Raw genomic sequence first — 16,575 nt, 5'->3', positions numbered from 1 at the left:
ATCTATCATTTCGTCTATAAGTAGACATTGTCCTCTATAAAATTGACTAATTTTTCTGATTATTATCGACATAGTTTTACAAATGAAGGTATGTTTTGATTCACTTCTCAGTAAATAAAATTATATCGGCGGTTTTTTGAATATATCGACCGCAACTTGAAATATATCAGCGATTTTTAAAATATATCGACCGCAACTCAATATATATCAGCGATTTTTCGCATATATCGACTTACCGACAAAAACTGACAAAATAAAACGAAACTTTAATCGGGTTTTTACAGGCAGCCTTCCCCCCGCAAATAGCCGGATAAAAAAGAGACTGTTCCAAATCGGAACAGTCCTCTTATGCTTACACAAACAGCTCTTCTAAAATTTTCAGTTTATCTTCTGTATATTTTACAAAGCCATCGTTATATGATTTTGGATCTTTCGGATTCGCGAAATGCGTAATTGCGCCCGTCTTCGGATGAACAAACTTACTTGAAGCACCACAGCCAAGCCCGATAATCGATTGTACTTCTTCCATTATGACAATGTTGTAAATACTTTCTTGCGTAGGCATTGCATAACCAACGTTCTCTAAGTTACCTAAAATATTCTTTTGACGATATAGGTAATATGGTACGTAATTATGCTTTTGCGTCCACTCTTCTGCTTCGTGCATCATCGCTGTAATTTCTTCACGACCTGCTACTTTATATTTACGTTTGTTTTGTGTCATTTCAGAAGCACGTTTAAATGATAACGTATGAACTGTTAATGATTCTGGCATTAACTTTTCTGTTTCATCTAACGTATGCTTGAAGATATCTAACCCTTCACCAGGAAGACCAATAATTAAGTCCATATTAATATTGTTCATTCCCATTTCACGAGCTAAATGATACTTCTCAATTGTTTCTTCTACAGTATGATGACGTCCAATTGCTTTTAGTGTCTCTTGATGGTATGACTGCGGATTAATACTAATACGGTCAATGTTCCATTTATTTAACACTTCTAGTTTTGCTGGCGTAATTGTATCTGGGCGACCTGCCTCAACTGTTACTTCACGCACATTTTTCACATCTGGGAATGCTTCATACATTTCTTCATACAGCATATCCATCTCTTCTGCTGTAATACTTGTTGGTGTACCGCCGCCGTAATAAATTGTCGTAACTGTCACACCTTTTTCTTTTAAAAACTTACCAATTTCACGAACTTCATAATGTAGACCACCTAAGAACGAATCAACAGATCCTTGGCGTCCGTTAATTGCGTAAGCTGGGAATGTACAGTATGCACATTTCGTCGGACAGAATGGAATACCGATATAAATACTTACTTCCTCTTTCAAACGGTATAAATCCGGAACAACTGCTAATTGACAATCAACAATACGCTGAAGAAGTTCAATTTTCTCTTCATGAATTAAATAGCTTTCACGAAGTTCTTGATGTGCTTCTTCTTTTGACATACCACTTTGAAGCATTTTATGAAGAAGTTTCGTCGGACGTACTCCCGTTAAAATACCCCAGCTTTGTTCAAGACCTGTTAACTGCTGAAGAACAGAAAGATATACATAAGAAACAACATGTTTCACTTGCTTCATACGCTCTTTTTCATCTGTAAAAGCAGATAAATCTTTCGCGAATGTTTCTTCATACACATTTCCAGTAGCAACATCTGTTAAGCGAGCTGATGCTTTCACATTCTCTTCAATGTGTATATCAACGATAAGATTTGCTTCCTCTTGTTCAAATCCAATCGTACTATCTTCAAAAAATAAGCCGCCAATATTTTGTAGCGGACGTAAAAAACGATCATCTTGTAACGTTTTAATTGAAATTAACAACATTATCACCTTTTCATTTGCAAACTCTCTTTAGTTTACTTGAAGGGCGTTTGCAGGTCAATACAGAAGGTTTTACCTTATTCCTTCTATTAATAACTTAAAGGCATAAGAGATAACATTTCTCTTATGCCTTTTATACATCTATTAACTATTTTTAGTCATAAATCTTAAACGTATTCCTAATAACACAAGAACAAAACCAACGAATGGGAGATAGTTCATATCATGTCCTGTGGCTGGAAGTTGTTGATTATTAGAAGAACCTTCCCCTTTTTCGGGTAAGTTAGGCTTCTCTGTTCCTTCACCTGGTGTTTCTGTTCCTCCACCTGGTGTCTCTGTTCCTCCACCTGGTGTTTCTGTTCCTCCACCTGGTGTTTCCGTTCCTTCACCTGGTGTTTCTGTTCCTCCACCTGGTGTCTCTGTTCCTCCACCTGGTGTTTCTGTTCCTCCACCTGGTGTTTCTGTTCCTCCACCTGGTGTTTCTGTTCCTCCACCTGGTGTTTCTGTTCCTCCACCTGGCTCTTTTTGATTTGTAATTTGAAGTTTTATAACTTCAATTTTTTGATTAGAAATCGTAAACTTAATTTCCTTATTAGATAAAGTGTATCCTTCTGGAGCCTGTACTTCTTTTAAAATGTAATCTCCTGCTTCAAGTTTCTTGGAAGTTGCTTTACCATTTTTATCTGTTGTTAATGTGTCTATTTTCGTTCCGTCTTTCAAAATTTCAAAAACTGCGCCTGCTAATGTTTTATTTGTATCATTCGCATCTACCTTTGTAATTTCTACTTGACCTGTTACTTTTTCTTTCACTTTTTCATTCAATACTTCTTGTTTTACTACTTCATTTGCTACAATGTTTACTTCTACTGTCATTTCCAGCGCTTTATAACCTTCTGGCGCTTTCGTTTCCTCTAACGTGTATTTTCCTGGCACTACGTTTTCGAATTTCACAACACCATCTTTATCTGTTGTTTTCGCCTCTCCAACTACTTGACCAGATTCATTCTTTAATTTAAATTCTGCGCCCGCTAGAACTTTTCCACTCTCTGCATCCTTTTTGATTACTTGTAAGCTTCCTAGTTCTTTCGCATTTTCTACTTGTACTTGTACTACTTTATTTGCTTCTACAACGACTTCGATTTCTTCTTTTAGCAATTTATATCCTTGTGGTGCTTTCGTTTCTTTCAATGTGTATTTTCCTGGTTCTAATTTTTGAGAGATTACTTTACCTGTTGTATCTGTTCGTAATGTCTCTACTTTTTTACCGTCTTTATACACTTCGAATTCTGCGTCTGATAATAGTTTCTCTTTATCATTTGCATCCACTTTTACAATTTCAAATTGACCAAGGCTCTTACTATTCGTTACTTTTACATCAATAACTTTTTCACCGTCAACTGTTACATGAATTACTTGTTTTGTTAACTCATAACCTTCTGGCGCTTTTGTTTCTTCTAACGTATATTCCCCCGGCACTAGTCCGTCTACTTTTACAGTTCCAGACTCATCTGTTGTAATTCCTTCTTTTACAACATTTCCTTTCACATCTTTCAATGTAAATTGTGCGCCTGCTAAACGTTTCGTTTGATCTTTATCATCCATTTTAATAATTTGTAGAGAACCTAAGATTTTTTCGTTTTCTGCCTCTACTTTTACTACTTCTTTCTCGTTTTGAATTGTTACTTTCCATTCTTTATTAGAAAGTTTATAGCCCGTTGGTGCTTTCGTCTCTTTCACTGTGTATTCACCTAATGGTAATTTCGGTGACATCACTTTTCCACTCTCATCTGTTTTCAGTTCCGCTACCTTTTTACCATCTTTATACACTTCGAATTCTGCACCTGATAATACTTTCGTTTTATCATTCGCATCTACTTTCACAATTTCGAATTGACCTGTTACTTTTTCATTCGTAACTTCTTGTTTTACTACTTCATTTGCTACGATGTTGACTTCTACTGTCACTTCCAGCGCTTTATAACTTTCTGGCGCTTTCGTTTCTTCTAACGTGTATTTTCCTGGCACTACGTTTTCGAACTTCACTACGCCATCTTTATCTGTTGTTTTCGTTTCTCCAACTACTTGACCACTTTCGTTTTTCAGTATAAATTCTGCGCCTGCTAGAACTTTTCCACTCTCTGCATCCTTTTTGATTATTTGTAAGCTTCCTAGTTCTTTCGCGTTTTCCACTTGTACTTGTACTACTTTATTTACTTCCACAACGACTTCAATTTCTTCTTTTAACAACTTATATCCTTGTGGTGCTTTCGTTTCTTTTAATGTGTACTTCCCTGGTTCTAATTTCTGAGAAATCACTTTACCTGTTTTATCTGTTCGTAACGTATCTACTTTCTTACCGTCTTTATACACTTCAAATTCTGCGTCTGATAATAGTTTCTCTTTATCATTTGCATCTACTTTCACGATTTCGAATTGACCTGTTACTTTTTCAGGGATTTTTTTATTCAACACATCTACAGTAATTACTTTATTAGCCTCTACATTTACAGGAACTGAACTAGATGATAGTTCATATCCTTTCGGGGCTTCTACCTCTTTTAATATATATGTTCCAACTGGAAGTTGTTTTGATAAAGCTTCACCTTTACTGTCTGTAATAATTGTTTCGACAACTTTCCCATCTTTATCGATAACATCAAATTTTGCGTCTTTTAAAACAATGTTTTCATCGTTTTCATCAACTTTTTTAATTTGTAAATTTCCTTTTTCAGCTGCTGGCTTATTCCACTTTGGCCAGTTAAATTTAAAGTTATGAACCTCAAATCCATCTCTTTGGTGTAATCCTCCAACATAGGCTTGTCCATTAATAGAACCACCTTTTGTCTCTACAACTGCATTAGGTGCAAACACACTACCTACTACACCATAACCTTTAGTTGTTATCTTTGTAGCATTAGGAAACACCCAAATTACCTTACTAGCTAACTCAGTAAAAGATGAATTAGGGTCGTATGCTTGAGATGTATTAATTAAGTCTGTTGCCATCCCAGTATTTCTTGTATCATACAAAATTGCACCGCCACCAAAACTCACTTCTTCTGCATCTGAATAAATAACAATGAAGTCTTTATTCTCTACATTTGGAAGATAAACGTCTTTTACATCAAATGTTTTCTTTCCCGTTTGGCCTGAAGAGACATAAATATTAGGGTTGTTTACATCTTCACCGATTCCAAAGCTCATATTAAGTGTTGGCTTATCAGTGTGTAATTGGCCCGCATCCCCGATTACACCATCAACGTCTTTTCTAAATTCTTTAAACTTAGCATCAATCTCCGCTTGCTCTTTATAAGAGATACGGTCATATGACGTTTTCATTGCGCCATCTGGGTCACCGTCTTTTGTCATGGCCACTGTTCCATCTTGAATAATTACTTGTCCTGCTCCCGCTTTCGTAAATTGACCGCCTAGTAATAATGATGGATATCCTTCATCTACCCAAGTTGCTCCAGCTAAGTTATTTGCTCCAGTTGCAGCCGCTACGACTGTATAACTTGATGCGTTCATATTTTTCTGAACAGCCATCGCACCTTCAATATCCGCACTCGTTGCACTATGATCTCCAAAAATGATGGCGTTGTAATAAGATACATCACCTAAACCTTTTAATTCTGTTGTAGCTGCCTCTGCTTTAAATGGTAAATGGATTAAAAAATTCATACATATTAGTAATACAACTATTAAACTACTACTTAACTTTTTAATTTTTTGATTAAATGATTTCCTCAAGAAATTCATTCCCCCTTTTAAACTTCCTAAAATCATAAAAAGAAACACATTTCATATGTGCCAGATCTTACTCACATTAACTTAAAATAATCCATTTAAATAAAACAAAGAAACGCTACAACTAATTAATAAAATTACTACAATTCATTTTTGAAATAATACGTGAACTACACTATCATGCGGAAATGTTTTACATACGGGAGCCCAATAAAATTTATCTGAAGAATATTTCATGTGGTGTAACTATTTTGGGAACATCATCCACTTTACATTAGTTTTCTAAAGGATTCAAGTGAATTGTATAGATTTCATACACAATTCACAACCTAAAACGCTTTCATTCCTTTTAGTAAGTTCAACAAAAAAACGTAGCCACAAAGCTACGTTTTTCTTTCATCGTTTCGGTGTATTTTTATGGTTTTTCAAAAACGGAAGTGGGAATTGCTTACGGAAATGCTCTTTAATCATATACTCTACACCGTTCTCACTATTTGAACGTGTAATCCAATCTGCCGCTTGCTTTAACTCTACAGGCGCATTCCCCATCGCTACCCCGAGTCCAACGTTTTCAATGACCTCTAAATCTTCCATGCTATCCCCAATCGCAACCATTTCATTTAGCGAAATATTTAAATGCTCTCCAAGCAACTGTAATCCGCGTAACTTTGATACATTTTGCGGCAAAATTTCTATTCGTTTTGCGTCACATTCAACATACTCTATATCTTGGAATGCTTTTCTTAGCGTAATTAGCCCTCTTTCCTTTTCACCTTTACTATGGAAAACAACATCAATTTTTGGTGCCGCTACCGGATGATCACGAAGCGCATCGCCTAACGAATCTACAAATTGAACTGGATAAAATAACGGATCTGCGCTTGATAATACAGTACGCGCAATTAAGTTTGGTGTATTTCTCTCCCGGTTTCCGATTGAAAACCGCTCATGAGAAATGCGTACATTACAATCAAAGTGCTCTAACACTTGCACAATGTTAAAAGTCTTCTCTTCAGATAATCTTCTTTGAACGTAAGGCTTATCTAACGTTGCTGAAACGAAAGCACCACCGTGTGTCACTAATATAGAATCTAATTTTAACGCCTTTGCTACTTTATGAGCGGATTGAAAATTACGGCTCGTAAATAATGTAACGTATACATCTTTTCTTTTCACAAATTCAATTGTTTCTCGTAATCCTTTTGCGATTTTTCCGTTATTGTATAGTAGTGTCCCATCTATATTAAGAGCTAGTAAGCGATAAATCATGTCGCACTCCCCCTCTTCGCTGTTGTACTCTATCCATAATTTATGAAATAAATGTAGCAAATAGAACGAGTTAGAATTACTACTGAAAATTTGGTTTACTATATACATATACACTCAGTAAAGGAGATAGTACAATGCAGGCACCACCTTCTTTTTACGAAGGCGACACGTTAGAAGTCGCAAAGAAATTACTCGGCCAAAAACTCGTTCATATTGTAGACGGAATAAAACGAAGCGGCATCATTGTAGAAGTAGAAGCATATAAAGGCCCAGATGATAAGGCCGCACATAGTTATGGCGGCAGACGAACGGATCGTACAGAAGTCATGTTTGGCGCACCGGGGCATGCTTACGTATATTTAATTTACGGTATGTATCATTGTTTTAACGTCATTACAGCGCCAGTTGGCACCCCGCAAGGCGTTCTCATTCGAGCGCTTGAGCCTGTAGATGGGATTGAGGAAATAAAACTAGCGCGCTACAACAAAACCGACATTACGAAAGCACAGTACAAAAATTTAACAAACGGTCCTGGCAAACTATGCCGTGCACTTGGAATCACTTTAGAAGAACGCGGCGTATCATTACAAAGTGATACGTTATATATTGAACTCGTTCCAGAAGAAGAACATATGTCATCACAATATAAAATAACAGCAGGACCTCGTATTAATATCGACTATGCAGAAGAAGCTGTGCATTATCCGTGGCGGTTTTATTATGAGGGGCATCGGTTTGTTTCAAAGAAATAAGCGATATCAACGATTTTTCAAATATATCTATCGTAACTTACAATATATCAACGATTTTTCGAATATATCTATCGTAACTTACAATATATCAACGGTTCGACAAGAAATATCGATTTATCGACAAATAATAACATTACGAATAAAAGAAGACTGTTCCAAAATGGAACAGTCTTTCCCTCTTACTCTGCACCTTCCGCAGTCGCAATATCATTTTCTAAGTTTTCTCTTGATAATTCAGCCGCCATAAAGTCAGCTGTTTCTGGAAGTGCTAAATGCATATGAGCTTTTTGACAAATTTGGATCGTACAGTTTTCAACAACATAGTCGAAAACATGTCCGCCCCCGCGAATTTCATCATCAATATAATGTAAGTGGAACCCAGCTACACCAATGCCTTGCGCGTAATCTGGTGTCCAAAATCCAGCTAGCGTACCTTCTGTATGTTTAAATGAAAAGATCGGCTGTGATTTCGTCACTTCAACGAGCGGTGTATACGGTTTTTCTTGTCTCGGAACGGTTCTCGTTCTTACTTCACGGAATGTACCGTCCATTCGAATAGCGTAGAATAAGTTTTTACTCGGCATTAATTCATGTAATAACGCTTCAACTTCTTCACGATTCATCGGACGCTCTACCGTATAACTCATTTCTTTTTCAAAAAACGTTACAGTCGCAAATGGCGTTGTTTCTTCTGGCTCTACTTTTTCTGCTGAACCGTCTGAACGTAAATGATAAAATCCATTATCAAATGCAATCATTTCACCATCTAATTGATCAAATGTGCCGATGCCAAAATCACCATGTTCTTTTAGTTCCTCAAAGCTAATCACACCATCATATATACCATCTAATAGCGCAAGCATTGTAGATGTTTGATATACTTCATTACTCGTTTTCGTTTTTTTTGCATCAATATCAATTAATTGCGCAACAGTCATCTCAACCATGCCTCCATTAGTTTAATTGGTTTGGTAATAGTTTTTCACTTAGTTTAATGTTGTCACGGTAGTCAATTGGAATATCAATAATGACAGGACCTTCTGCTTCTAATGCTTCTCTCAATACACCTTCTAATTCGTCTGGTGTATTGACACGAAGACCTATGGCTCCGAAACTTTCTGCATATTTCACAAGATCAACATCGCCAAACTCTGTAGCTGATGTTCTACCGTATTTCATCATTTGTTGGAACGCAACCATATCATATGTACCGTCTCTCCAAACGAGATGTACAACCGGTGCATTTAAACGTACCGCTGTTTCTAACTCCATCGAAGAGAATAAGAAACCACCATCACCTGACACGGAAACAACTTTTTTTCCCGGTTCAACTAAAGTAGCGGCAATTGCCCAAGGTAGTGCAACACCTAACGTTTGCATACCGTTACTAAATAATAGTCTACGTGGTTCATAAGAACGGAAACATCTCGCCATCCAAATAGAATGGGAACCGATGTCACACGTAACAGTTGTATCGTCACTAATTAAAGAACGAAGTGTGCGAATGACTTGAAGCGGATGCGTAACACCTTCAGAAGCGCGGTTTGGAACTTCTGCTTGCTCTGATAACTTCGCGCGTAATCGTTCTAACACTGCTTCTGATTCCGTGCTTAATACAAGTTTCGGTAATTTTTCTGCAATGCTATTTACAGTTAAAGCGATATCGCCAATTAATTCACGCTCTGGTTGGTAATCATGATCGATATCTGCTTGATGGTCATCAAGATGAATGATCGTTCTGTCCCCAAGTTTATTCCAAAATTTCGGATCGTACTCAATTGGATCATAACCGATAGAAATAACGAGATCCGCTTCTTCTAGTAAAATATCACCTGGTTGATTACGGAATAATCCAACGCGGCCGAAGAAATGATCTTCTAACTCACGTGAAATTGCACCAGCTGCTTGATACGTTTCAACGACAGGAAGTTCTGTATCAGCAATTAATTCACGAACAGCTTTCGTCACTTCATTTGTGCTCGCTCTCATACCGAGTAAAATAACTGGTAATTTCGCTGATTTTATTTTTTCTACTACATATGTAATATCATGTGTGGGAGCGATTCCAAGCTGTGGCTTAGAAAGCGCACCGATAGACTCTACAATCGTTTCCGCAGTCATAACATCTTGCGGAAGACTTACTAAAGTTGCTCCCGGATTTGTGGAGGTAGCACTTCGAAATGCATTTGATAGTGCTTCTGGTACGTTATCCGGATGCTCTACTTCTACGCTATATTTTGTGATTGGTTCGAATAGTGCAGCATTATCCATAGATTGATGGGTACGTTTTAATCGATCCGTACGTGGAACTGCACCAGCTAAAGCAACAACGGGATCACTCTCCGCATTCGCAGTAACAAGACCTGTCGCTAAATTTGATGTCCCTGGTCCTGAAGTCACAAGACACACACCCGGTTTCCCTGTTAATCTACCAATAGCAGCTGCCATAAATGCTGCGTTTTGTTCATGACGACAAACGATTAACTCTGGTCCTCTTTCTTGCAATACATCAAATACAGAGTCAATCTTCGCTCCTGGAATACCGAAAACATGTGTAACACCTTGTTTAATTAAACAATCAACAACAAGATCTGCTCCTTTTGTTTTTGTCTTCACGTCGTTTGCTTTTACACCTGTACTCATCAAACTAATCATCCCTTTATTTCATAATGTGTGTAATAAAGATTTTAATTTCACCTAGTTAATTAACGTGGTGAAGTATCATGTATCATTATATTACAAATGCATTATTTTTCCAACAATATGAATTTGACAGTATTTTGACAACCCTTAAAGAATACGCTTACAATTAATTTGTTTTTTAAAATAACATTTACTTTTAAACTTAATTCCCTAAACAAAAAAGACGCCCCATAAAGGAGCGTCTTCCACTATTACGCTTGTTGCGCGCTATATAATTCTTCAAGTGGCTTCATGATAATTTTGTTAACGTCACCGATTACAACGTTTAGGCGTTGCTCAGTTTCCATTAATTTTGTAATTTTAGCATCTTGTTGAATGCGAGCTACAACTTCTTGTGCTTGTTGGTTGTCTTCTTCAGTGATTTCTTGGCCTTGCATCATTTTTTGTTGTAGGCTAAGTTGCATCGTACGGAACTCTTCAAATAAGTTCTTTGAAGCTGCATCTCCTTGTACTGCCGCATAGCTCTCTTTTAAAGTTTTGAAGTCTTCGTTTTCAGCGATTGCTTTTTGTAATTCATATGCTACATCATGAATGTTTTTTGTCATTTTATTTTTCCTCCTTTAGAAGGCTAGCGCTTTTCGCTCACACTGCCTTTTAAGTGCATTTACATACGCACCTCTTCTTACCATATCAAACTATGCAAGAGATGTGAAGAAATTTCACTCTTATTTCTATGTACTTATCTTTACTACCTAAGGAACAACAGTAACAACCCTTGCACGAGTCCAATCATTCCGCCTAATAAGGCACCTAAATACGTAATCATTTTCAGCTCATTTTTTGTAATGGACAGAACTAAATCTTCTAGTCTCTCTGTTGAAAACGTAGACACTTCTTGCTGGACAATTTCCGCAAGATGTAGATTATTTAGTATGGTCTCTACATTTTCTGTCCCCCACTTCAAGCCTTTCGTTACTGCACTTGGAACCACTTTTTCAATGATTGTTTCTCGAACTGGCGCACACACTTGCTGTACAGATTGGTTTAAAAACTTACTCACTGTTTCCTCAACTTTAACTGCAGACAATATGGAGCTTACAATCATTTCTTTTTCTACAAACGTTTCTAATTCTTTTACATCTCTTCCCTTTAACTTTTCCCACTCTTTTTGCAGTACATTAGTTAAAAGCTTTTCCGTACCATCTTGACCTAAAAATTTAATTACTTCTGGCTGCACACGATCCACTACACTTACATTCCCTAGAAACATCCCGACTAAGTTAAGTAATGTTCCACGAGAAGCAAAGAAATCATCAATCATTTTTGAAAGGCGCGCTTTCCCTTCTTCACTTTCAAAAAATTCAATTCCTCGCTCTAAAATAAAAGCCGAGACATTTGGAATGGCATTCTCTATTTTTTCATGTACAGAATGAGGTAAAGCTTGTTCCCATGTATATGTATAGTACTCCGCTAAAAATTCCTGAACTTTTTTTGTAATCACATGCTCGATTTTCCCGGTCGCCTCTTCTTCTACATGTGCTACATTCCATTTTTCTAACATATGTCGCAGTGATTGTTCATTCGTAATGACTTTATCCACTTCCACTTGCACCCAGTGAATTAAACTTTTTTGAAACTCTTCATTTGTTAGCTTTTTTCCGATTCCTTCTGGCGTTAACAAATGCTCGACTACCATTTTCCCTAATTGAACAGCAAGCTCATCACGTCGCTTCGGAATTAATCCAGGTGTAAATGGCAATTGAAACTTTCCAATATAAATAGGACGATGGGGACGAAATAACATTTTTATCGCTAAGTGGTTCGTATATCCTCCAATAATCGCTCCGAGCCCTGTCGTCGTTAACATATTCAACCATATATTCATTACAATCAACCTTTCGCTTCTCCAAAACTATAGCATATCATCATACGGACAAAAGTATAATGGTATAAAAAAGTATTTGCAATATATAGCTTCGCCTATTATGCCAACACTTTGTTAGTAAAGGAGTGATTTCGTTGGTTCTCGGTATTTTAACTTCCCGGCCTCATTATGAGCAAACTTATTACACCGAAATCGCCAAACGCGCTCGGCTTTATCATAATGTCGTTGCCCAGTTTACACCATTTTGTATTGATCCTAAAACAGACCTTGTTTCTGGTCTTATTTATGATACAGATACAGGAAAATGGAAAGAGCAAACATTCCCTATGCCTTCTTATATATACGATCGTTCTTCTTTTAACGAGGATACAGACTTTGAAAAAGCTAAATCAATTATTCATTCATTACACAACCGTCCTTCCACTACCTTTTTAAATAACACACTTATTGACTTAAGCGAACTACATGATTTATTTCTTACTAATAAAAAATTATCTCCTTATATACCAAAATTTGAAATAGCAACGATACAAAACATTTTCAAACTTTTATTAAAAACAAAAGATATTATTATACGTCCTACTCATACACATTCCAATGAAAGTCTGTACCGGATCGCTTATAAAAATAAAACGTTTCATATCGATACAATACATGACGCATATCATAATTCTACTCCAATCAAACGGACAGATGAGTTTATATCTTGGTACACATCTAACATACAATCAACACGTTATATCACCCATACGATGCTACAACCACCGAATCAACTAACGTATCCACTCCACATTCGAACCATTTTGCAAAAAAATAAAGAACAAAAATGGAACGTTATCGGTCAATTTATACAAAAAAGCTCATTTCCGAACCAATTTTTACTTTCCGTAACGGATGATTCCTCGCTGCATTCATTATCAAAAATTAAATATGTACTATCTAATACCGGTGTGCAACTATTACAAGACGCTTTACACGACATTATAAATGAAGTGTTTCAAACATTAGATCAATCTTATTCTTCTTTATTCGAACTAGAACTTTCCACAATTATGGATCAAAAAGGGGCGATTTGGCTTATGTATGTCAACACGATTCCCCCTTACGAACGTTACATTCATCATAATGATTCGTTAGCTGAAAAGATCTTTCACGGACCACTAAAATTTAGCCGCTTTACACCATAACGAAAGGAGGGAATCCCATTTTGAAAGAGCACATATATACATTAAACATTTCAGATGAGCATCCAAATAGTATTACTTTACCTTACATTTTTTCTATTACACCACCTATTACATCCCTTTCCTTCGGCAGACGCCATGTTGCAAGTGAAGAGGTAAAAATTCATTATTCCTTTACTCGTGAAATTATGATTGGAAAACGAATTGCAGAAAAACTTTTACTCCCTCATTCCACTACCATTCATGCCTTTACACAAAATGAAACAATTATTTTCGGACCATTAGTCGGTATTTTCACAACTGGTTTTAACGATGACTCACCTATTCCTTTAGGAAACCGTTCCACATCTCTCAGTGAGTTACTAACACCACCATTTACATTACGACCGTTCGTATTCGTTTTTGGCGTTCAACATATAAACTGGGAAGAAGAAACGATTGATGGGTATTTCTTTCAAGAAGGAAAATGGCTAAAGAAAAAAGTTCCTTTGCCAAATGTCATTTACGATCGACTACCAAATCGTAAAGCAGAAAATTATAAACCAATCGTTAGAGCAAAAAGGAAATTAGAACATGACTATAACATTCCATGGTTTAACCCAGGATTTTTTAATAAATGGGACGTTCATCAACTTCTCATGAAGGACGATTCAATTGTGCCTTTATTACCAAACACAGAGACATTTCAGCACTTCGAACAAGTAGAACGGTTTCTTGGCACATATAAATCAATTTACATGAAACCGATACACGGTAGCTTCGGAAGAAATATTCATCAACTATTTTATTCTCAAACAGAGAATTGCTACTACTGTCGTTATCGCGAAAATGAAGAGAATAAACTAAGAAAGTATCAATCATTAGAAACACTTCTGAACCACGTATTAAAAGGACATGATTTAAAGAAGTTTATCGTACAGCAAGGTATTTCTTTACTTCGCTTCGACGGGCAACCTGTTGATTTTCGCATTCATACAAATAAAAACCATTTCGGTAATTGGGTCGTCAGTGCCATCGTCGCCAAAATTGCTGGCAAAGGTAGCTTAACTACACATGTAAATAGCGGTGGTGATACAAAATTACTACAAGAACTTTTTCCAGATTCAACGAAACAAGTTCAAATTGAAAATAAATTAAAACAAACAGCCTTGCAAATAAGTTACGCGCTCGATGGGCAAGTAACTGGGAACATTGGAGAAATCGGTTTTGATATTGGTTTAGACATGCAGGAAAATCCGTGGCTATTTGAAGCAAACTCAAAACCTGGGCGAACTGTATTCCAAGATGAAAAGTTAAAAGAACAAAGTGAACTGACGCGCCAATTATTTTACGAATATGCTATCTACTTAACTGAACATTCTTTGCGCGATGCAAAAGAAAAAATGTCCCAAATGAAATTAGGGACTTCATCAAACACCGAAAATATCCCTTCTCCCATGATTCACTCACAAATACGAAAACAAAAACTTCCACCTCATTCATAAGGTGGAAGTTTTCTATTTACACAAGTTTTACTACAACCTCCGTTTCCACGTTACATACTCCGCAATAAAAAATATGATTGCAATATTCTTGTGAATGATTATGTGTTAATCCATCTACCTCACTTAATAATTCCTGATCCATATACGCACTATAATCGTCTATGTAATCAACAGTTTTCCCATAATCTTGGAGTATACCTTGGCAATTTTGACAAGAATATGTTTGTGATTCTAATGCGTTACAAAGCGGGCAAATCCCCATCATGATTCCTCCATACATTATCGTTTAACATCATTTAAAGACTTTCTTTTTAGGTTGAAGAAAGCATCTAGCCATGAGTAGATACGGTCAGTTCCTTCCCTTTCCATGCCCCATCCTTAGTTAAACTAGAAATGAGAAGTTAATGCCTTTTTAGTTTTTATATTACTAAGCTGCAATTGTAATGTATCTCACTTTCATAAACGATTAATAAAAAGCTAATTATTAGCCCTAACATAGCCGGATTCAAAGAGAACACCATATTTAATATCGTTCTTAGTTTAGCCTTCTTTCTTAAAAATACAACGATTACTCTTATTTCATAATTTACGAAATCACTACATTTTTTTTACAAAATTTACAAATTATTATTTTGTATATCTTTCTAGGTAACATCCATACTATGAGTACAAACTTAATTACCGATGGATTAGCGCCAAACGGGGCGATAATATCTGGTTCAAATCCAGCTAGTCCAACCAAAAAAATTTTTATAACTCTAAGGAGGATATATTCCTATGGCAAACCAAAATTCTTCAAATCAATTAGTAGTACCAGGAGCAACAGCTGCAATCGATCAAATGAAGTACGAAATCGCTCAAGAATTTGGTGTACAATTAGGAGCAGATTCTACGGCTCGTGCTAACGGTTCTGTTGGTGGAGAAATCACAAAACGCCTAGTTGCAATGGCTGAGCAAAGCCTTGGCGGATTCCAAAAATAAATATATATGGCAAAAAGGTCTCAAGGCATATGCCTTGAGACCTTTCTTAATTATTGAAGCATTTGTAAAAACTTCTTCGTGCGTTCTTCTTTTGGATTTGTAAATACATCTTCTGGTGTACCTTGTTCGACAACGACACCGCCATCCATAAAAATAACGCGATTCGCAATTTGATGAGCAAAACGCATCTCATGCGTTACAATAACCATCGTCATGCCTTCTTTAGCAAGTTCTTTCATTACCTTTAGAACTTCTTGAACGAGTTCAGGATCAAGTGCTGACGTCGGTTCATCAAATAGTAACACTTCCGGCTCCATCGCAAGCGCGCGAGCAATTCCAACGCGCTGTTGTTGTCCGCCTGATAATTGGAACGGATATAAATCCACTTTATCTGCTAAACCAACTTTTTCAAGGAAGTAGTTTGCTTTTTTCTTCGCTTCTTCTTTCCCCATCTTTTTCACTGTAACGAGCCCTTCCATTACATTTTGAATGGCTGTTAAATGCGGGAATAAGTTATGATGTTGGAACACCATTCCTGTTTGTGTACGAAGATTTACAATATCTTTCTTCGATACTTTTCGAGCGAAATCAAGCTCTTTATTGCCGATACGAATGCTACCAGCGTTCGGTGTTTCTAGAACGTTTAGGCAACGTAGAAACGTCGTTTTACCAGATCCAGAAGGTCCGATAATAACAACAACTTCACCCTTCTCAACTGATAGATCTATATGCTTTAGTACGGTATTATCTCCGAAACTTTTTTGTAAGTGCTGAATTGAAATCATAAAAA

General features: G+C 36.6%; 13 protein-coding genes. 4 read left to right on the top strand and 9 right to left on the bottom strand.

What is annotated here, in order from left to right:
- Positions 1 to 352 precede the first annotated feature (352 nt).
- From MHH42_RS04470 to MHH42_RS04460, 3 genes are all read right to left on the bottom strand, one after another.
- The gene (locus tag MHH42_RS04470; RefSeq protein ID WP_002007015.1) at positions 353 to 1,843 is read right to left on the bottom strand and encodes a coproporphyrinogen III oxidase; all 1,491 of its coding nucleotides are present in this window, start codon (positions 1,841 to 1,843) and stop codon (positions 353 to 355) included.
- Positions 1,844 to 1,984: 141 nt separating this feature from the next.
- A complete protein-coding gene (locus tag MHH42_RS04465; RefSeq protein WP_340892935.1) occupies positions 1,985 to 5,626 on the bottom strand; it encodes a SpaA isopeptide-forming pilin-related protein in 3,642 nt (1,213 codons plus the stop codon).
- Between the two features lie 357 nt (positions 5,627 to 5,983).
- On the bottom strand, positions 5,984 to 6,856 hold the full coding sequence (locus MHH42_RS04460; RefSeq protein WP_000640432.1) for a Cof-type HAD-IIB family hydrolase: 873 nt from the start codon (positions 6,854 to 6,856) through the stop codon (positions 5,984 to 5,986).
- Between the two features lie 134 nt (positions 6,857 to 6,990).
- Here MHH42_RS04460 and MHH42_RS04455 point away from each other — a divergent pair, with 134 nt between their 5' ends.
- Complete coding sequence (locus MHH42_RS04455) at positions 6,991 to 7,608, top strand: DNA-3-methyladenine glycosylase (protein ID WP_001148791.1); 618 nt, start codon at positions 6,991 to 6,993, stop codon at positions 7,606 to 7,608.
- Positions 7,609 to 7,787: 179 nt separating this feature from the next.
- On the opposite strand, the gene alsD is transcribed toward MHH42_RS04455, so the two are convergent.
- From alsD to MHH42_RS04435, 4 genes are all read right to left on the bottom strand, one after another.
- A complete protein-coding gene (gene alsD, locus MHH42_RS04450; RefSeq protein ID WP_016107902.1) occupies positions 7,788 to 8,546 on the bottom strand; it encodes an alpha-acetolactate decarboxylase in 759 nt (252 codons plus the stop codon).
- 16 nt (positions 8,547 to 8,562) lie between these two features.
- Positions 8,563 to 10,251 (bottom strand): acetolactate synthase AlsS, encoded by a 1,689-nt coding sequence (gene alsS / locus MHH42_RS04445; protein ID WP_016107901.1) that lies wholly within the window; start codon positions 10,249 to 10,251, stop codon positions 8,563 to 8,565.
- 251 nt (positions 10,252 to 10,502) lie between these two features.
- Complete coding sequence (locus MHH42_RS04440; protein ID WP_000164615.1) at positions 10,503 to 10,856, bottom strand: YlbF/YmcA family competence regulator; 354 nt, start codon at positions 10,854 to 10,856, stop codon at positions 10,503 to 10,505.
- A 143-nt stretch (positions 10,857 to 10,999) separates the two neighbouring features.
- Positions 11,000 to 12,136 (bottom strand): DUF445 domain-containing protein, encoded by a 1,137-nt coding sequence (locus MHH42_RS04435; protein WP_023441161.1) that lies wholly within the window; start codon positions 12,134 to 12,136, stop codon positions 11,000 to 11,002.
- 134 nt (positions 12,137 to 12,270) lie between these two features.
- Between MHH42_RS04435 and MHH42_RS04430 the strand changes: the two genes are divergently transcribed.
- Both MHH42_RS04430 and MHH42_RS04425 read left to right on the top strand, forming a co-directional pair.
- Positions 12,271 to 13,323 (top strand): YheC/YheD family endospore coat-associated protein, encoded by a 1,053-nt coding sequence (locus MHH42_RS04430; protein WP_340892933.1) that lies wholly within the window; start codon positions 12,271 to 12,273, stop codon positions 13,321 to 13,323.
- A 20-nt stretch (positions 13,324 to 13,343) separates the two neighbouring features.
- Entirely contained in the window at positions 13,344 to 14,804 is a 1,461-nt protein-coding gene (locus MHH42_RS04425; RefSeq protein ID WP_016107900.1) for a YheC/YheD family endospore coat-associated protein, read from the top strand.
- 16 nt (positions 14,805 to 14,820) lie between these two features.
- Here MHH42_RS04425 and MHH42_RS04420 read toward each other — a convergent pair whose 3' ends face one another.
- Positions 14,821 to 15,066 (bottom strand): hypothetical protein, encoded by a 246-nt coding sequence (locus MHH42_RS04420; RefSeq protein ID WP_000510465.1) that lies wholly within the window; start codon positions 15,064 to 15,066, stop codon positions 14,821 to 14,823.
- 515 nt (positions 15,067 to 15,581) lie between these two features.
- Between MHH42_RS04420 and sasP the strand changes: the two genes are divergently transcribed.
- On the top strand, positions 15,582 to 15,785 hold the full coding sequence (gene sasP / locus MHH42_RS04415; RefSeq protein ID WP_000013339.1) for a small acid-soluble spore protein, SasP family: 204 nt from the start codon (positions 15,582 to 15,584) through the stop codon (positions 15,783 to 15,785).
- Between the two features lie 50 nt (positions 15,786 to 15,835).
- Here sasP and MHH42_RS04410 read toward each other — a convergent pair whose 3' ends face one another.
- The gene (locus MHH42_RS04410) at positions 15,836 to 16,570 is read right to left on the bottom strand and encodes an amino acid ABC transporter ATP-binding protein (RefSeq protein WP_016107899.1); all 735 of its coding nucleotides are present in this window, start codon (positions 16,568 to 16,570) and stop codon (positions 15,836 to 15,838) included.
- Positions 16,571 to 16,575: the final 5 nt, after the last annotated feature.

This window comes from Bacillus sp. FSL L8-0099, from assembly GCF_038006385.1.
GTDB classification, from domain to species: Bacteria; Bacillota; Bacilli; order Bacillales; family Bacillaceae_G; genus Bacillus_A; species Bacillus_A toyonensis.
Note: the sequence above shows the minus strand (reverse complement) of the source record. Positions and strands in the feature narration are given on the sequence as shown.